The sequence below is a fragment of the Parasphingopyxis sp. genome (assembly GCF_052168295.1).
In the GTDB taxonomy this organism is placed as follows: domain Bacteria; phylum Pseudomonadota; class Alphaproteobacteria; order Sphingomonadales; family Sphingomonadaceae; genus Parasphingopyxis.
In genome coordinates this window covers 1-16,068 of record NZ_JBQLZN010000073.1, presented here as the reverse complement: position 1 = coordinate 16,068, position 16,068 = coordinate 1, and the positions used below count along the sequence as shown (strand labels likewise).

At 64.8% G+C, this 16,068-nt stretch carries 26 protein-coding genes and 1 other RNA gene; 14 read left to right on the top strand and 13 right to left on the bottom strand.

All coding sequences use genetic code 11. The features are described 5' to 3' along the window. The 4 genes from ACTS1Z_RS11645 to ACTS1Z_RS11630 form a co-directional block, all read left to right on the top strand. A partial coding sequence (locus ACTS1Z_RS11645; protein ID WP_442624633.1) for an RluA family pseudouridine synthase occupies positions 1-1,022 on the top strand: 1,022 nt, incomplete at its 5' end. Continuing rightward, positions 1,019-1,681 (top strand): HAD-IA family hydrolase, encoded by a 663-nt coding sequence (locus ACTS1Z_RS11640; RefSeq protein WP_442624632.1) that lies wholly within the window; start codon positions 1,019-1,021, stop codon positions 1,679-1,681. The genes ACTS1Z_RS11645 and ACTS1Z_RS11640, both read left to right, overlap by 4 nt. Continuing rightward, entirely contained in the window at positions 1,678-1,911 is a 234-nt protein-coding gene (locus ACTS1Z_RS11635; RefSeq protein WP_442624631.1) for a hypothetical protein, read from the top strand. Before ACTS1Z_RS11640 ends, ACTS1Z_RS11635 begins: the two co-directional genes overlap by 4 nt. Positions 1,912-1,936: 25 nt before the next feature. After that, positions 1,937-2,638 (top strand): ATP12 family chaperone protein, encoded by a 702-nt coding sequence (locus ACTS1Z_RS11630; protein WP_442624630.1) that lies wholly within the window; start codon positions 1,937-1,939, stop codon positions 2,636-2,638. Between the two features lie 162 nt (positions 2,639-2,800). On the opposite strand, the gene ACTS1Z_RS11625 is transcribed toward ACTS1Z_RS11630, so the two are convergent. Beyond that, positions 2,801-4,054: a multidrug effflux MFS transporter gene (locus tag ACTS1Z_RS11625; protein WP_442624629.1), complete on the bottom strand. Its 1,254-nt coding sequence runs from the start codon at positions 4,052-4,054 to the stop codon at positions 2,801-2,803. Positions 4,055-4,158: 104 nt separating this feature from the next. On the opposite strand from ACTS1Z_RS11625, the gene ACTS1Z_RS11620 reads away from it, so the two are divergent. From ACTS1Z_RS11620 to ACTS1Z_RS11605, 4 genes are read left to right on the top strand one after another with little or no spacing between them, the layout of a single operon-like run. Then, the gene (locus ACTS1Z_RS11620) at positions 4,159-4,617 is read left to right on the top strand and encodes a DUF2721 domain-containing protein (RefSeq protein ID WP_442624628.1); all 459 of its coding nucleotides are present in this window, start codon (positions 4,159-4,161) and stop codon (positions 4,615-4,617) included. Continuing rightward, positions 4,614-5,033, top strand: coding sequence for a DUF4345 domain-containing protein (locus tag ACTS1Z_RS11615; RefSeq protein ID WP_442624627.1), 420 nt, complete (start codon positions 4,614-4,616; stop codon positions 5,031-5,033). The genes ACTS1Z_RS11620 and ACTS1Z_RS11615 overlap by 4 nt, the downstream gene beginning before the upstream one ends. Next, positions 5,030-5,785, top strand: a complete 756-nt coding sequence (locus ACTS1Z_RS11610) for a sterol desaturase family protein (RefSeq protein WP_442624626.1) — start codon at positions 5,030-5,032, stop codon at positions 5,783-5,785. Before ACTS1Z_RS11615 ends, ACTS1Z_RS11610 begins: the two co-directional genes overlap by 4 nt. A gap of 54 nt (positions 5,786-5,839) precedes the next feature. Further along, positions 5,840-6,118 carry an ETC complex I subunit gene (locus tag ACTS1Z_RS11605; protein ID WP_442624625.1) on the top strand — a complete coding sequence of 93 codons (279 nt, stop codon included), beginning with the start codon at positions 5,840-5,842 and terminating at the stop codon, positions 6,116-6,118. A 9-nt stretch (positions 6,119-6,127) separates the two neighbouring features. Here the strand turns inward: ACTS1Z_RS11605 and ACTS1Z_RS11600 are convergent, their stop codons facing one another. The 4 genes from ACTS1Z_RS11600 to ACTS1Z_RS11585 all read right to left on the bottom strand — a co-directional run bounded on the left by ACTS1Z_RS11600 (position 6,128) and on the right by ACTS1Z_RS11585 (position 8,517). Beyond that, positions 6,128-6,421, bottom strand: a complete 294-nt coding sequence (locus tag ACTS1Z_RS11600; RefSeq protein ID WP_442624624.1) for a hypothetical protein — start codon at positions 6,419-6,421, stop codon at positions 6,128-6,130. 100 nt (positions 6,422-6,521) lie between these two features. Next, positions 6,522-7,037: a LuxR C-terminal-related transcriptional regulator gene (locus ACTS1Z_RS11595; RefSeq protein ID WP_442624623.1), complete on the bottom strand. Its 516-nt coding sequence runs from the start codon at positions 7,035-7,037 to the stop codon at positions 6,522-6,524. Beyond that, complete coding sequence (locus ACTS1Z_RS11590) at positions 7,034-7,681, bottom strand: cytochrome b/b6 domain-containing protein (protein ID WP_442624622.1); 648 nt, start codon at positions 7,679-7,681, stop codon at positions 7,034-7,036. The genes ACTS1Z_RS11595 and ACTS1Z_RS11590 overlap by 4 nt, the downstream gene beginning before the upstream one ends. 152 nt (positions 7,682-7,833) lie before the next feature. After that, positions 7,834-8,517: an alpha/beta hydrolase gene (locus ACTS1Z_RS11585; protein ID WP_442624621.1), complete on the bottom strand. Its 684-nt coding sequence runs from the start codon at positions 8,515-8,517 to the stop codon at positions 7,834-7,836. A 217-nt stretch (positions 8,518-8,734) separates the two neighbouring features. On the opposite strand from ACTS1Z_RS11585, the gene ACTS1Z_RS11580 reads away from it, so the two are divergent. Further along, positions 8,735-9,082 carry a UrcA family protein gene (locus ACTS1Z_RS11580; RefSeq protein ID WP_442624620.1) on the top strand — a complete coding sequence of 116 codons (348 nt, stop codon included), beginning with the start codon at positions 8,735-8,737 and terminating at the stop codon, positions 9,080-9,082. A gap of 21 nt (positions 9,083-9,103) precedes the next feature. Here the strand turns inward: ACTS1Z_RS11580 and ACTS1Z_RS11575 are convergent, their stop codons facing one another. The 4 genes from ACTS1Z_RS11575 to ACTS1Z_RS11560 form a co-directional block, all read right to left on the bottom strand. Continuing rightward, the gene (locus ACTS1Z_RS11575) at positions 9,104-9,628 is read right to left on the bottom strand and encodes an NUDIX hydrolase (RefSeq protein WP_442624619.1); all 525 of its coding nucleotides are present in this window, start codon (positions 9,626-9,628) and stop codon (positions 9,104-9,106) included. A 73-nt stretch (positions 9,629-9,701) separates the two neighbouring features. After that, a complete protein-coding gene (locus ACTS1Z_RS11570) occupies positions 9,702-10,202 on the bottom strand; it encodes a TPM domain-containing protein (protein ID WP_442624618.1) in 501 nt (166 codons plus the stop codon). 68 nt (positions 10,203-10,270) lie between these two features. Then, a complete protein-coding gene (locus ACTS1Z_RS11565) occupies positions 10,271-10,774 on the bottom strand; it encodes a TPM domain-containing protein (protein WP_442624617.1) in 504 nt (167 codons plus the stop codon). Continuing rightward, a complete protein-coding gene (locus tag ACTS1Z_RS11560; protein WP_442624616.1) occupies positions 10,774-11,277 on the bottom strand; it encodes a hypothetical protein in 504 nt (167 codons plus the stop codon). The genes ACTS1Z_RS11565 and ACTS1Z_RS11560 overlap by 1 nt, the downstream gene beginning before the upstream one ends. Before the next feature lie 134 nt (positions 11,278-11,411). Between ACTS1Z_RS11560 and mscL the strand changes: the two genes are divergently transcribed. From mscL to ssrA, 5 genes are all read left to right on the top strand, one after another. Continuing rightward, positions 11,412-11,846, top strand: a complete 435-nt coding sequence (gene mscL / locus ACTS1Z_RS11555) for a large conductance mechanosensitive channel protein MscL (protein ID WP_442624634.1) — start codon at positions 11,412-11,414, stop codon at positions 11,844-11,846. Positions 11,847-11,883: 37 nt separating this feature from the next. Further along, a complete protein-coding gene (locus ACTS1Z_RS11550; protein ID WP_442624615.1) occupies positions 11,884-12,024 on the top strand; it encodes a hypothetical protein in 141 nt (46 codons plus the stop codon). Between the two features lie 137 nt (positions 12,025-12,161). Continuing rightward, positions 12,162-12,437, top strand: coding sequence for a hypothetical protein (locus tag ACTS1Z_RS11545; protein WP_442624614.1), 276 nt, complete (start codon positions 12,162-12,164; stop codon positions 12,435-12,437). A 205-nt stretch (positions 12,438-12,642) separates the two neighbouring features. Further along, entirely contained in the window at positions 12,643-12,960 is a 318-nt protein-coding gene (locus ACTS1Z_RS11540; protein WP_442624613.1) for a hypothetical protein, read from the top strand. A gap of 356 nt (positions 12,961-13,316) precedes the next feature. Further along, positions 13,317-13,664: a transfer-messenger RNA gene (gene ssrA / locus ACTS1Z_RS11535) on the top strand. Between the two features lie 196 nt (positions 13,665-13,860). Here the strand turns inward: ssrA and ACTS1Z_RS11530 are convergent. The 4 genes from ACTS1Z_RS11530 to ACTS1Z_RS11515 form a co-directional block, all read right to left on the bottom strand. Continuing rightward, the gene (locus ACTS1Z_RS11530) at positions 13,861-14,787 is read right to left on the bottom strand and encodes a hypothetical protein (RefSeq protein WP_442624635.1); all 927 of its coding nucleotides are present in this window, start codon (positions 14,785-14,787) and stop codon (positions 13,861-13,863) included. Beyond that, positions 14,745-14,855 carry a DUF6471 domain-containing protein gene (locus ACTS1Z_RS11525; protein ID WP_442624612.1) on the bottom strand — a complete coding sequence of 37 codons (111 nt, stop codon included), beginning with the start codon at positions 14,853-14,855 and terminating at the stop codon, positions 14,745-14,747. Before ACTS1Z_RS11525 ends, ACTS1Z_RS11530 begins: the two co-directional genes overlap by 43 nt. Positions 14,856-14,938: 83 nt before the next feature. Continuing rightward, positions 14,939-15,337, bottom strand: a complete 399-nt coding sequence (locus ACTS1Z_RS11520; protein ID WP_442624611.1) for a RidA family protein — start codon at positions 15,335-15,337, stop codon at positions 14,939-14,941. A 110-nt stretch (positions 15,338-15,447) separates the two neighbouring features. After that, a complete protein-coding gene (locus tag ACTS1Z_RS11515; protein ID WP_442624610.1) occupies positions 15,448-15,891 on the bottom strand; it encodes a PaaI family thioesterase in 444 nt (147 codons plus the stop codon). Positions 15,892-16,068: the final 177 nt, after the last annotated feature.

Here is a 16,068-nt window from a genome sequence, read left to right as displayed (position 1 = left end):
TCAAGCGCAACCTGCCCGAAGCGACGTTCAACATCGTCTCGCGCTGGGCGCGGACCGGGCAGCTCCGGCTCGACGGCAAGCGCGCCGCACCCGGCGATCGCATTGCGTCAGGCCAGGTGATCCGCGTCCCCCCGGCCGAACCGCCCAAGTCGCAGCAACCGAAAAAGGAACGCCCGCCGCTCAGCCAGGACCAGATCGATTTCGCGCAAACGCTCGATTTCCATCGCGACAAGAGCGCGCTCGTCCTCAACAAGCCGCCGGGCCTTGCGACCCAGGGCGGCACCAAGACCAAGGATCATGTCGACGGGCTGCTCGACGCGCTGCAATACGGCGCGGAGGGGCGGCCCAAGCTCGTCCACCGGCTCGACAAGGATACGAGCGGCGTCCTGCTCGTCGCGCGCACGCCGCGCGCGGCAGCCTTTTTCTCCAAGACCTTTTCGACGCGCAAGGCGACCAAGATTTATTGGGCCATCGTGATCGGCGTGCCCGAGATCGAAGACGGTGTCATAGACCTGCCGCTTGCCAAACAACCGGGCACGGGCGGGGAGAAGATGCATGTGTTCGACGAGGGGCAGCCGTCCAAGACCCGCTATCAGGTGGTCGAGCGTGCCGGGAACCGCGCGGCGTTCGTGGCGCTCCAGCCCTATACGGGCCGCACCCACCAGCTGCGCGTCCATATGGCGGCGATCGGCCATCCGATCGTCGGCGACGGCAAATATGGCGGGCCGGACGCGTTCCTGACCGGCGGGATAAGCCGCAAGCTGCACCTCCATGCCCGGCGGCTGCGCCTGCCGCATCCCGATGGCGGGCAGCTCGATGTGACCGCCGACTTGCCCGAGCATTTCGCCAACAGCCTCGCCGCGCTCGGCTTCTCGCCCGAACTCGGCGATGCGGCCTTTGCCGAGCCGCCGCCCGAAGACCCGAAACAGGCGCAGAAGCGTGCGGCGAAAGCCCATGCCAAGGACCGCCGCAAGGCGCGCCGCGGCGAACGGCGCAGTCGCGGTCAGCGGGGCCGCACATGAGCAACCGGCTCGCCATCTTCGATTGCGACGGCACGCTCGTCGACAGCCAGGCCAATATCTGCATGGCGATGGAGCAGGCGTTCGAGCTGCACGGGCTCGCCGCGCCGCCGCGCGACCATACGCGCCGCGTCGTGGGTTTAAGTCTCGTAGAAGCGATGCACCGGCTGCTCCCCGATGCCGATCCCGATCAGCATCGCGCGCTCGCCGAGGATTACAAGCGCGCCTTTGCCGGCCTGCGCACGGCGGGCGTCGTTCATGAACCGCTCTATGACGGCATCACGGAAACGCTTGATGCGCTGGAAAGCGCGGGCTGGCTGCTCGGCGTCGCGACCGGCAAGTCGGATCGCGGCCTCGCTTTCGTGCTCGAAGCGCATGGCCTCACCGACAGGTTCGTCGCGCTCCACACAGCGGACCGGCACCCGTCCAAGCCGAGCCCGGCCATGCTGGACGCCTGTATGGCGGATGCCGGCGCGGAGCCGAGCACCAGCGCGATGATCGGCGATACGACCTTCGACATGGCGATGGCGCGCTCGGCCAACATGCTGGCCGTGGGCGTCGCCTGGGGCTATCATGACGCGCATGAGCTCGAAGCGGCCGGCGCCGATGTCGTGCTCGATTCACCTGCCGATATCGCCGCCATCCTGGAGGACCATCGATGACCCCTGAAGACCAGGAGCGCCTCGCCAAGTCGCGCTTCCAGATGCTGCAACTGCTGCGCTTTACCGGGATCATCGTGATGATCCTCGGCATGTGGATATGGGCCGGCGACATATTGCGCGAGGGCGGCTGGCCGGCGCTCGGCATCCCGCTGTTCGCGCTCGGCCTGTTTGAAGCGCTCGTGCTGCCGGTGATTTTGGCCGGAAAGTGGAAAAGCCCGCCACAGGAATGACACAGGTCTAGCGCACCATAGGGCCATGAAACGATTCTACGAGAAAGCCGACGCGGTGCGGACCACCGATGGCTGGGCGATCGCCCTCGACGAGCGGCCGGTAAAGACGCCCGGCCGCAAATCGCTCGCCGTGCCCGCGCGCAAGCTCGCCGACGCCATCGCCGCCGAATGGGCGGGGCAGGAGGGCGATATCGATCCGGCGGCCATGCCGCTGACGGGGCTTGCCAATGCCGCGATCGACAGGGTCGCGCCGAACGCGACCGAATTCGCCGCCGAGCTCGCCCAATATGGAGAGACGGACCTGCTCTGCTATCGGGCTGACAGCCCGGCCGAGCTCGTCGCCAACCAGTCCGAAGCCTGGGACCCGCTGCTCGAATGGGCGCAGAAACGGTTCGATATCGGCTTCGAAACGATCACGGGGATCGTCCATCGCCCGCAACCGGAATCGACGGTGACGCGGCTGCGCGGCGCGACCGAGGCGTACGATCCCTTCCGCCTCGCCGGCCTCTCGCCGATCGTGCGGATCGGCGGCTCGCTCGTCGCTGCGCTCGCGCTCGCCGAAAACGCGTTCGACGAAGACACGGTCTGGGCCGCGACGCGCGTCGATGAGGACTGGCAGGCGAGCCAATGGGGCGAGGACGAGGAAGCGATCGCAGACCGCGACGCCCGCCGCCGCGAATTCGGCGCGGGGATGCGGTTTATCCGGTTGATGGATGCAGGGGATTAGCGGGAAGGATTCATTTGTCAGAACATTGCTGTCGCAATGTCGCCGCACCGGCCCTCTCCCCCTCCCGACCTCCCAACTAGGGTACACTCAATGGGAGGTCGGGAGGGGGAGAGGGCCGGTGCGGCGCTCGACCGACAGGTCGAGCCTGACAGACAGAACTCATCACACCCGTACCGGCGCCTCCGCCAGTTCATCCTCGCGGAACAACCGCCCGCGCTCGGTGATGAACACGCAGACGAGCGCCAGCAGGCCGCATACCAGATAGCCGAGCGACAGCGGCAGGGTCGTGCCGTCATACATCTGCCCGATGCTGCCGCCGATGATCGCGCCGAAAAGCACGCCGATCGCGCCCTGGACCGAACTGGCCGTGCCCGCGATCGCGCCCATCTCCTCCATCGCCATCGCGCCGAAATTCGCGCCGCACAGGCCGAAGGCTCCCATATTGGCCGACAGCAGGATCAGGAACAGCCAGAAGGACTTGCTGTCCGCAAAGGCCGTGACGGTCGAGGCGATGGCGAGCCCGATAAAGACGAGCAGCGCGCTGTGCGACACGAGCCGCGTGCCGAGCCGGAGCACGATACGCGAATTGAGCAGCGAGGCCGCCGACATCGCACCCGCGATCAGCGCGAAGGCCGGCACGAGCATCTCGGGTCGGTCGAACGTGTCGTAGATGACCTGCTGGATCGAGTTGATGAAGCCGAACAGCGCGCCCGAGAGCAACGCCGAGGCCAGCATATAGCCGAGCGACTTGCGGTCGGTCAGCGTCTGTTTCCAGCCGCGGCCGACGCGGCGCGGGGTGAGCGGCAAGCGGTCCTCGGGTTCCAGCGTTTCGGGCAGCCGCAATCCGATCCACAGCCCGACGGCGATGCCGATGCCGGCGAACATCCAGAAGATCCAGCGCCAGTTCGCGATCTGGATGATGATCTCGCCGAACAGCGGGGCGAGCACGGGCACCGCCATGAACACCATCATCGCGAAGGACATGACCTGCGCCATCTTGCGTCCGACATAGAGGTCTCGGACGATCGAGACGGCGAGCACGCGCGTCGCGGCGACGGCGATGCCCTGCGCGAAACGCGCGGCGAGCAGCAGCTCGAAGGACTGGGCGAAGGCGGCGACGACGCTGGAAGCCGCATAGAGACCCAGGCCTCCGACGAGCAGCGGGCGGCGCCCGAACCGGTCGGACAAAGGCCCGTGAACGATCTGGGCGAGGCCGAAGCCCAGGAGCAGCGCGCCGATCACGAGCTGGCGGTCGTTATCCTCGGTCACGTTCAGCGCCTCGCCGATGGCGGGCAGGGCGGGCAGCATCGCGTCGATGGCGAGCGCCGTCATCGCCATCAGCGTGGCGACCATCGCGACAAATTCGCGAAAGCCCGGCGCCTTTCGGGCCGGCTCGGCAGGCGCTGCATGTGCCATGGATCCGCCATGCGCTTTTTTGCAGTGCAGCGAAACCCGGAAAATGGTGTGAGCCCGGCGCCCGCCCGCTTGACCGGGCCCGGACCAGCGCGGATGGAGAGGGCATGACCGATTCCATGCCCACCGATATCGCGCTCACGATCGAGCTGGCGCTGGCGCCCGCCTTTCTGCTCGTCGGGATCGGGCAGTTCCTGATCCTCGCCACCGGGCGGCTGGGCCGGGTCGTCGATCGCGCGCGGATCATCGCCGATATCCTGCCGCGCGAACCGGGTCCCGAGCATGACGATTGCCTGCGCGAGCTCAAAATGCTCGACCGGCGGATGACGGTCACCGGCCTTTCCATCCTGTTCGGCACGATCTCGATGATCGCCGTATGCCTTGTCGTCGCCGGGCTGTTCGCGACGCGCCTGCTCGCGCAGGAGCTCACCGGCGCGGTAACGGTCGTCTTCGTCGCGGCGATGGGCTTGCTGATCCTCGGCCTGATCGCCTTCCTCTTCGAAGTCTATCTGGCGAACAAGTCGATCCATGTCCGCGCCGACCTGCTCGGCAAGCCCGGCCCGTGAACCGGCAGGCGGAGAAACGCGCGCTGCAGATCGCGGCGGGCATTGCCTGTCTCGTTCCGCTCTCGGTGGGCGCGGCGAGCGTCGTCATCGGCCCCTCGATCCTGTCGGGCATCGACGATCCGCCGGTCCGCGATCTCGACAGCCATTTCCGCTATCTTTCGGGCATTTTCTTCATGCTGGGCGTCGGTTTTGCGAGCTGCGTGCCGGGGATCGAGCGCAAGACGGCGCGCTTCCGCCTATTGGGCGCGATGGTCGTGACGGGCGGGCTGGCGCGGGCCTGGTCGGCGGCGGAATATGGGCTGGCCTCGGAGGGCCATCGGTTCGGGCTGGTGATGGAATTGGGCGTCGTGCCGCTGCTGATGCTCTGGCAGACGCGCGTCGCCCGGCGGTTCGCGGACGCCAAGAGAGAGGCATGAGCGATCTCTGGCTGACGGGCGCACTGGCGCTGTGGGTCGGGCTGGTCTTCCTGCTCGAGCGGCTGGCCGTCGCACAGACGCCGCCCGCCGACAACCGCCGCCGGATCCTGCGCAATATCGGGCTCGGGCTGATCGCGCTGACCGCCGCGCCGCTCCTGCTGACGCTGACCGGGCGGATCGCGGGCGGCGTGGAACCGCTGGTGCCGCTGGACGCGCTCGGGCCGATCGGCGCGCTGCTGGTGCAACTGCTGATCCTGGATATCTGGACCTACGGGATGCACCGGGCCTATCACGAGATATCCTTCCTCTGGCGCTTCCACGCGCCGCACCATCTCGACGATCATCTCGATGCGAGTTCGGCCTTCCGCTTCCATTTCGGCGAAATCCTGATCTCGGCTGCGGCGCGGCTGATCCCGGCGCTCGCCTTCGGGATCGATGCGGCGACCCTGCTGCTGTTCGAGGCGATCCTGACGGCCAATGCCGTATTCCACCATTCGAACATCCGGCTGCCCGAGCGGTTCGAGAAAGCGCTGTCCTATCTGATCGTCACCCCGTCGATCCACTGGATGCATCACCACAAGAAGCAGGTTGATACCGACAGCAACTACACGGCGATCCTTTCGGTGTGGGACCGGCTGTTCGGCTCGCGCAATCCCAAGCCGCGCACCATCGGGATGCCGATCGGCGTAGAAGGCGAGCATGACCGGAGTTTCGGGAAACTGCTTTTGTACCCGTTTCGAAAAACCGATTGACGCCGCGCCGCGATCTGCGGCATTTCCGCAGCATTCAGTGAGCAGGGAACAGCAATGTCCGCGCGTATCTATCAACGGATGAAGAATGCGATGCAGTCGGGCCGCCACAGGGTCGGGCTGTGGACGCTCGAGTTCGAGCCGAGCGAGGCGCAGCGCGCTGATCCGCTGATGGGCTGGGCCGGGTCGTCCGACACCAACCGACAGGTCCGCCTGACCTTCCCGACGCTCGAAGCCGCGACGGCCTATGCCGACAAGCAGGGCATCGCCTACACGGTGGTGCCGGGGCCGGAGCGCAAGCTCAAAATCCAGGCCTACGCCGACAATTTCAAATAGCGTGCGACGCTAGCCGCCGCGCAGCGAATTGATACGCCCGGCGTCGAAGATGCGATAGGCGTCGCGATTGCCCTCCTGGAACAGCTGCTCCCATTGCCGGTTCGTGAGACACACGCGCATGGTGCGATAGAGCGAACCGGTGACCGGACGCCGCTGGCATCGGATCTGGTCGGGATTGCGGATCGGGCTGGTGCTGCGCGCGCTATCCGCATCGGTGGCGGCGGTTTCGGATTGGGCCAGAGCCGGCTGCGTAATGGCGAACGCGCCGATCGTCGCAAGGCCGAAAAGCAAGGATCTATGCATTTGGAAGTCTCCTTTGCGCAAGATTTCCATAGCAGAATTCGTACTTTACCGCGAATCCCGCTGCCGCACCGTTTACGCCAACAATTTCAAATAGGGCCGTCTAGCGGCGATCGGCATTGACCGGCGCGTCGAGCAGATCGTCGAAAAACAGGCTCAGCAATTCCGCGCGCGAGGAGACGCCCGCCTTGGCGTAGATTCGCGTCAGCTGCGCGCGGACCGTGCCCTCGGCCACGCCGCGCAGCCGCGCGATCTCGGCAACCTCCAGGCCTTTGAGCGCGAACAGCGCGACATCGGCCTCCGCTGCCGTCAGCCGCCACTGGGCGAATCGCATTTCGATCACCTCGGCGACCGCGCCGCGGGCCATCGCCAGCGCGGCTTCGCGCCGCCGCGCCTCGGCGATCATCGCGCGCAACTGAAAGGCGCCGATACACACGCCCGCGAGCAGTGCGAACGCGATCATCGATTCGATCACGACATGCGCGCCGATGCCTTCGGTCGCGACGTCGGCGATCGCGTCGGCGACGAAGAAGATCGCGGCGACCGCCTGTACGACGACGATCGCGGCGACCGCCAGCGTTCGGCGGCCGCCATCGTCTGCGGGCGCCTTCCCGGTCACCGGCGGCCGGGCAGCATCGCGCGCACCGTATCGCCGCGCGTCCGCACAGATTCGAAAATGACGCCGAGAATGTGGAGGCCGATCAGCAGGTAGAGCAGGTTGACGGCGGTCTCATGCACTTCCTCGATCACCCCCTCACCCTCGTCGTCTTCATGCTCATCGTCCTCATCGCCGTATCCGTCATGATCGTCTTCGCCATGGCCATATTCGCCGGCTTCATATTCTTCCGCGAACAAGGCTTCATTGGCGGGGAGCGATCCGTCAAGCCCGGGCGGCGGCCCGGCCATGGCTATGCCGGTGGCGACGATCAGGGCGAGGCACGACCAGATCGCATAGACCATCAATGCGCCGAGCGGATTGTGCGATCGATGCCGTTCAGCGCGTCCTGCGAGAATGCCGCGGATATGCGATATCGCGCGTTTCGGGCTCGGCGGGAAGGCGGTGAACCGCGCGTTTCTCGGCCCGATCACTCCCCAGACCAGGCGGATCGCGAGCAATCCGCCCAGCGCATAGCCGGCCCAGATATGGACCACCGATCCCTCTTCGACGATCAGCGCGTTCACGATGATCGCGGACACCATGCCCCAGTGAATGATCTTGATCAGCGGATCCCAGCGATGCGGGACGGCGGCGGCTTCGGTCATCTCTCGTCTCCCGTGAATGATTCGGCTGGAGACGGAGGTGGGCGCCGGAACAGGCGGCCGCCATTGGCAGCGCGCTTATGCAGGCGCCATAAGCGCGCGCTTATGATGCTGTTGGTTTCTCAACGGGTTGCGCCGGGCGGCGGGCCGCTCGCTTAATCGATTCCCATCGCCGCGCAGCATTGCAGGATAGCGTCCGCCGTTTCGTCCGGTTCGGCGAGCGGATGGAGATGCGTGCCCTTCAGGCGCACCACGGGCCAGCCGCGCGCTTCGGCCCGGCGCGCCTCTTCCACGAAAGAGAGCGACGTGCGCAAATAGGCGCGCGCTGTGCCCGACCAGTCGGGCATCGCGATCGCGTCGTCGAACCAGTCGAGGCGCAGCGGAGGGATATCGGCGAGAAACGCGTCCCGTTCGGCATCGGAAACGTCCGCGCCGTCGAATATGTCGTTCGGCCACCAGTCGTTCCACGGCGGCAGCAACCGATCATCCAACGGCAACGTATCGAGAAACGCGCGGAAAGACGGCTCGACGGGCAGCACGGTGCCGCTTTCCGGCGGTATCGCGGCGTCGAGGCAGATCATGCCCGATGCGTTGAGATCGGCCGCCAGCCGCGCGGCGAGCAGCCCGCCCATGCTGTGCCCGGCGATCACCGGCCTCTCCATCGCGGGCAGCTCTGCCGCAAGCCGCGCCGGCCAGTCGCGCCATGCGGGCACGGCCTCGCCGGCGCGACAGGCGACCGGCAGGTGGCAGGCCCTACCCCGCTTTTCGAGCGCAGCGCGCGTCGGCGCGAGCGATGCCGGGCCGACCAGCGGGCTGTGAATGAGGACGATATCGGGCATCGACCGCAGTCTGCTGCATTTCCGGTGTGCTGGCGAGTGACGGCGGGGATTGGCGCGCGAAATCGCCGAAAACCGGGCTTTTGTCGCCGCTGATCGATTCCGGATGCGGATAGCCGATTTCGAAAATCGCGAGGCTGGGGAGGCGCTTTTCGGTCAATCCGGCGCTGTCCGCGGCGCACGGCCCGGACGCCCGAAAACCGCTTGAAGGAGAAGAATGATGTTCCGCACTATCATGATCGCCGGCGTTGCAGGCCTGTCCATACTGGCCCCGGCCGAGCCCGCGACTGCGCAAAGCGTGGAGATCGCCATCGCGCCTGCCGAGCTGTCGAGCGAAGAGGGCGTTGCCGCGCTCTATTCGCGCATCCAGCGCCACGCCCGCGCGGCCTGCGAGAGCATGTCGGACCTGCATCGCCTGTCGGACCGCAATGCCTGCCGCCGGGAACTGGTCTCCAGTATCGTGGACGAGGTCGCGCATCCGGCCTTGTCGGCCCATGCGGTGCGTTCGGACACAGGTTTCGCCGCGCGCGACCGCCGCGTCCTTATCGCCCGGCAATGCGCGCGATAGATGCGTGGCCGTCCGACGGGATCATGGCGCTGCCGGCAGCCACCCGGCCATCAGCAGCGCCATGACCCGCACATCGATCACGCAGCCCTCTTCGCGCTTCGCATCGACGAAATCGGCGATGCCCGCGAGGGATACCCGGTGGACGGTGATATTCTCATGCGCCGTCCCGCCGCCTTCGCCGACCTTTTCCAGCGCGCTCGCGCGGAACAGGGTGAAGGTCTCGCTGGTCATGCCCGGTGACGAGCAGAAGCGCCCGCAATTCTCGACCCTGCCCGCCCGATAGCCGGTTTCCTCTTCCAGCTCCTTGATCGCCGCGTCTTCCGGCGTCTCGCCGTCCTGATTGTCGCCGACCAGCCCGGCCGGAAATTCGAGGCAGTTCGCGTTCAGCGGCACCCGATATTGCTCGACGAGGATCACATGATCACCATCGATCGCGAGAATGGCGGCCGCGCCGATGCCGCGCACACGGCCGACATATTCCCAGCGGCCCTCCTGATGGATCGCGAGATACTTGCCCGACCAATGAGTGATGCGGTCGTCCGTCACAACGCTGCGCCTTCCTGCCTGGCTACCGATACTCTGTCCTGCGCAGCAAGGATGCGCCGATCGCGTTTCGCGGCTAGTTGCTCATCGCCGCGGCGGTGGCGTCGATGCCGTTCATGAACCCGCCGTCGAAATCCTCATTGTCGAAGGCGTCGGCCATATCGCTGGCGATCTGTTCGCCTTCTGCGGCATCGATGCCTTCGCCGACAACGCCGATCCGCTGGTCGCCCGCGGCGACATAGATCATCGCGTCGGAGCCGGCTTCGCCCATCGCGGCGGTCGCGGCCGCGCCGATGTCTCCGCCTTCCGTCGTATCGACGATCAGGATCTGCACATTGTGCCCGGTTTCCGCGAAATGTTCGCCAAGCCGCGTGTCGACCGCGGCCATGGTTTCGCCGAGTTCGCCGGCGAGCTGCCCGGTCTGGTCGACGATAAAGGCGTCTGGCGCCTCGACCGCTTCGGCTTCGGCTTCCGCCGTTTCCTCGGTGGCGTCGGCCGCCTCTTCGCCGCCGCTGCAAGCCGCCAGCGCCATGCTCAGGCCCGCCGCACCGATGATTGCCGTGAATGTCTTTTTCATGTGCCCCTCCTTCTGGTCGCGCCGCCTATGCCATGCCTGCGGCCGGGAATAAAGCGCGTCCGGGTCGCCTATTCGCCGAGCCGCTCGGTCAGTGCGTCGACCGCGCCGGTCAGGCCCTCGCGGATTTCGCGCCTGTCGAAGCGTGCAGCCATCTCCGCCTCGATTCCGTCGACGAAATCGGGCGGCAACCTGTCGGCGATCCCGGCCGCCGGGACGATGGCGATATTTTCGTCCGCAAGCGCGACCAGGATGAGCGCGCCGTCCTCGCTGATATTGCGCGTGCCGATCATCTCGGCGGCATGCTCGGCCACATCCTGCTCGTCGGTCGTCAGGATGACCGCGATATGGATTTCATGGCCGGTCTCGCGGTGAAAATTTTCGAGCCGCTCGTTGAGCGCCGCATTCAGATCCTCGTCGATCAGGCCGAGGTCGCGGATATAGCCGAGCGGATTGGGCGTGAATGCCGGTGCCTCGGCCACCTCCTCGGCGGGCGCTTCGTCGCCGGCCGGCGCACCGCAACCGGCCAGCGTCATGCCGAGCGCGACTATCGGGGCGATCGCGCGCATAGCCATCACTCGCTCAGCCGCGCGATGACGGCGTCGACGCCTATGGTCAGCCCCTCGGCCAATTCATTCTCCTCGAAATGCGCGATCATCGCGAGTTCGGTGTCGCCGGTGAATGCCGCTTCGAGGTCCTGCCCGACGATGGCTAGCGCCTGATCCGCGCCCGCGACATAGATCAGCGCGTCGGCATCGCGCGCCGCGCGTTGTTCTTCCGCCACCGCTTCGACGTCGCGGCCCTCGGTGCTCATCGCGAGGATGAGGTGCACGTCGCGCCCGCTTTCGGCATGAAAGTCGGCCAGCGTCTCGTTCAGCGGGTCGACGATATCCGCGCCGACCTGCCCGCCGGTTTCGTCTTCGGCATAGACGCCGTCATGGCCTTCGGCCCCGGTTTCAGCCCCGGCCTCGGACACGTCCTCGGCCGCCGCGTCCTCCGCCTGCGCGTCCGCTTCGCCGCTGCAGGCGGCGAGCGCCAGCGCGAAGCCGATTCCCGCGCCCGGCAACATTCCTATCATCCGCATCTCTTGCCCTTCTCCGGTTCCTGCCTGCCAATCGCATATTCCGGCCCGCGGCGAAACCGCGTCGCTTGGCAGCGGTGACCGGCCATGTCATAGCCGCGGGCGAGACGATCGCCATCGGGGGAGCCTATATGTTCGGCGAATTCAGGGATTTCATCGCGCGCGGCAATGTCATCGATCTGGCCGTCGCGGTCATCATCGGCGGCGCCTTCGCCACCATCACCACATCGCTGACCGAAGACATCATCATGCCGGTCGTCGGCTGGATTTTCGGCGGCGCGGACTTTTCGACGCTGTTCATCCGTCTGGGCGAGATTCCCGAAGGCTATGCCGGGTCGCTCACCAACTATGCCGAACTGAAGGAAGCGGGCGTCGCGATGATCGGCATCGGCCAGTTCATCACCGTCGTGATCAATTTCCTGATCCTCGCCTTCATCATCTTCCTGATGGTGCGCCAGGCGAACAGGCTGATGGCGAAGAAGGAAGAAGCAGCGGCCGAGGAAGATAGCGGCCCGAGCGAGATCGACCTGCTGACCGAGATCCGGGACCAGCTCAAACGCCAATAACCGCACTATTCATCGACCCAAGAAGGAAGGACTATCCATGCGCAAATTGTTTATCGCCTCTGCCGCCGCATTTTCGCTGAGCCTCGCCGCCTGTGCCGGCGAAGGCGGGGATAACGGCGAAGACACCGAAGCCGAAGAGGGCGACGAAGAAGACGAAGACGAGGAAGACGACGACTAGGCTGGACGGACCGTTTTCCGGGCTTTTTCGAGAAATATTAAAAATCGCGGAACAATCGATCCGCTTTGCTCATTGTACTGGTGGATCGCAGCTTTGGAAGCGCTGCGAAAACCACGAATAAGAACAGGGAATAGACCATGAAGAAGATGATTTTCACGACTGTTGCCGCCTCCGCCGCTCTCGCGCTCGGCGCCTGCCAGAGCCAGGAAGCGGACGCCGTCGAAGATGCGGCCGAAGAAGAAGCCGAAGCCATCGACGAAATGGCCGATGAAGCCGATTCCGAGGCTATGGAAGAGTCGCTCGAAGAACAGGCCGACATCGTCGAGGAAGAGGGCGAGGAAGCCGCGAATGCGATGGACGATGATGGCGAGATCGCCCCGAGCGAAACCGGCATCGGCGACACCCAGGAATAATCTTCGCGGGGACACGCCCGGGAGCGATAACGAAAACAGCTAATGCCTCCCATGGCATTGACGGCGTTGCGGGACTTGTCTCGCAGCGCCGTTTTCCCAGAAAATGCCGGCCGAAACGAAACAGATGAACGGGGCGCGACCGATCCGGACCAGCGCCCATCCTACCCAGCGGCTAACCCGTCGCACGACAGAGGGAGAACTACCCATGAAAAAGACATTTCTGACTGCCATTGCGGCAACCGCCGCGCTTTCGCTCGGCGCCTGCCAGAGCGATGCCGAGGACCGCGTGGAAGACGCCGCCGACGAAGTGGGCGACGAGCTCGAAGATGCCGCGGATAATGCCGAGGGCGATATGGTCGAAGATTCGGCGGAGATGGGCGCCGACCGGATGGAAGAAATGGGCGATGAGCTCGCCGACCAAGTCGATGCCGGGCAGATGACCGAAGGCGAAGCGATGGATGAGGTCGACCGCCTCGCCGAAGATGCGGCCGATCATGTGGAAGGCGCGCGCGAAGCGGAATAACCGCGTTTCGGTTCAATTTTCTGACATGACAGTAAACGGCGCCCCGCCTTCGGGTGGCGGCGCCGTTTTTATTTGTCAGACTCGACCTCGGCGGTCGAGCGCGGCACCAGCCCTCACCCCCTCCCGACCTCCCACAGGATACACTTATTGGGAGGTCGGGAGGGGGTGAGGGCTGGTGCCGCGATTTTCCGCAAGGAAAATTCTGAGAAAAAACTCCGGGAGGGGGAGTGGGCCGGTGCGGCGATTTTTCCGCTAAGGAAAAATTCTGACAAAGAAATTCTTCCGCACGCGACCGCCAGGCCGGCTCTGAGCATCAAAACCCCGCAGACCGGGCTTTTCCGCCCATCTCCGCCTGCTCACTTCCCATTAACGCGGAAAAGCCTATATTGGGGGGGCCGGGGATTTCTCCGGCTATGGCGATAAACGGCGCCGTGAAATAGGCACAGCGGACCCGGGGGCAGTACCCGGCGGCTCCACCAAAAGACCCGGATGTTCCGGGTTTCCCGATGGGGCCGAACCAGGATCGACGTGTGTTGAAAGACGATGCTTTTCGCCCGGCCTGAATGCGCCGTAAAACCGTTCAAAACTCATAAGTGCCAACGATAACGAAGCACTTGCTATTGCTGCGTAACGGATAGCCTCACGGCTTAAGTTACAACGACAATAACGGGGCTGGACCACGCCCGGCAACAGAAGTGGAAACCGGCGGTCCGGGGCGCACCGAGCAACAGAAGCGCCCCACTTATTCTCTCCGTTCACAAGTGGTCTTTTCGGTCAGACCTCGCCTTCGGCTCGGTACGGCACCCGTCCTCACCCCCTCCCAGCCAAGGTACACTGGCATTATGTAGGAAACGCACCAAGGGGCAGCTCGGCCCCTCGCGGGGTTAGCCCGTGGGGTGGTTAAGTGTCCTGTTCTACATCGCTCTCCTGAGCGTCCCGACGAGCGGCAACGCCTTCGTCGATGTTGTCCGCGTTGATGACGGCCCGGTGCGTATGTTGCTTTCGCCTCCCCGCCGCTGCGTAGAAGAAGCGAGCCTTAACTTGAATGTGGCTCTCCCGTCTCTTGATCTGCCTTTTTTGATCGGCGGATATGACCGCCCATGCGCTGATTGTGTGGGAGCTTGCAGGAGCAATGAGCAGGTCAACCGACAAGGACTTTTTCTCTCTGAGGGTCAGATGCTCACCCTTCTCGACAATCTTCACATGGAGATGGCATCTGTAATCGGACGCAGCCGTTTGCCCGAAATTCTTGATGCAGGCGGTAAACTTGGACTCGTTAGGTTCGTCCCGAAGGTCGAACGTAACCTTTTCCACCGCGAGATAGGGGCGGATCACTTGTGCGGAAACGGTTCGGGCGTGATCCAATTCGCCTTCGGCGGCTTGGGCAGCGCGCCAAGCATAGAATGCGGCGGCGAAAGCAGCCAAGAACGCCCACCAGATTACGACAGCTTCAAAAGTTTGCGTTCGGGTCTGGACAGCAGTGAGCCTGTTCATCGCCTCGGCGGCTTCCGCCATACGACGCTGTTGGATCAGATCATTTTGCTGTGCAGCGTGCTGCTGGGCCTTCTCGGCGCATCGTTCTGCCTCCACACGAGCGTTATCGCCGGTCAACCGGTCAAGCGCCTCAGGGCGGCAATTGGGGCCGCCGGGGTGATATTCATCCCCGTGCTGCTCTATCCTGTCCTGAGCGGTTGGATTTGGCTGCCATGGCTGTAACGACCATAGTGCGACTGCTGTCCCAACAATGCCAAAGGCAAATATTCCGACAGCAAATCTGTAGGTTTTCAGCCAATCCTTAAGTCTGTCACTCCTATCGCCGTCAGACATTGGATCAGAAACACCGCTGTAAATTTACCCCGGCTGATCTTGTTCCTGATATTAGGCTTAGAGTCCATGACACCGATGTCGGCGGGCCTTCCGGCTAGCTCCGCATAGGTACACCCCCCGGCTCCAATCCCGCCTTGAGAAGCCCTTCCCCCTAACTCTTCACCGCCATCACCTCGATTTCGACCAGATATTCCGGATCGGCGAGGGACTGGACGCCGATCGCGGTCGCGCAGGGGGCGGTGCCTTCGAACAGGGCGGGGAGCGCGCTGCCGACGGCCTCCATCTTCTCCGGCGTCATGTCGACGATATAGAGGCGCACGATCGTCACGTCGGCGGGCGTCGCGCCGGCTGCGGCGAGCGCCAGCTTCACATTGTTCGCCGCCACCTTCGCCTGCTCCGCGAGATCGCTGGGCACGGGCGTCCCGTCCCGGTCGATCGCGACCTGCCCCGAACAGAAGACGAGCTCGCCCGGCGCGGCCGTCACCGTCTGCGTGTAGCCGAGCGCCCCGGCATCGGGCAGCGTATCGGGATTGATCTTCGTAATCGGCATGGGTCCGGTCTCCTGCTGGTGTCGGCGAGATTCGGGGGCGAGCATAGGCGCCGCGCGAGCAATGTCGAGCGGCCCGATTGGCGGTCGCTGACACCTGCCGGCCCCGTCGCTCAGGCGCGAAACGCGTAGAGGACGCGCGCCGTACAGCAGAGCCGGTCCGCATCGTCGGTAACCTTCACGTCTACGGTCGCGAGCTGTTTGCCGCGCTTCAGCACATGGCCTTCGCAGGTCACCGTTTCGCCTTTGGTCTGGCGCAGATAGGTGAGCTGCATATCCGCTGTTCCGGCCGGATGCTCGCCCTCGCGCAGCCCCGCCAGAACGGCCGTCACAGCCGTCATGTCGACGAGCGTCGCCAGCACGCCGCCATTGACGCTGCCGCCGATCCCGGTCGGCGTCGTCGCCTCGCGGTGCAGCTCCACCTTCGCATAGCCATCGCGATAGGCGACGAGATGCATGCCGAGATATTTGTGGAACGGAAGATCGTCGAAATTATCGAAGAATGGCTGGATCGTCGCCGGCGTGAGCGGGGGAAGTTGCGGGGGATTATCTGCCACAGTTTCGCGCCTTTCTGCGAAGGAGGGATGGGCTTTGGGTCGCGCGTAGCGGAATCATATCCGTGCGGAAACCGGAAGAATGATCAGGGCCGTTTCTTTCGCCTTGCCGGCGCATGGGTTTTGTCAGAATTTTCCTGTCGGAAAATCGCCGCACCAGCCCGCTCCCCCTCCCGACCT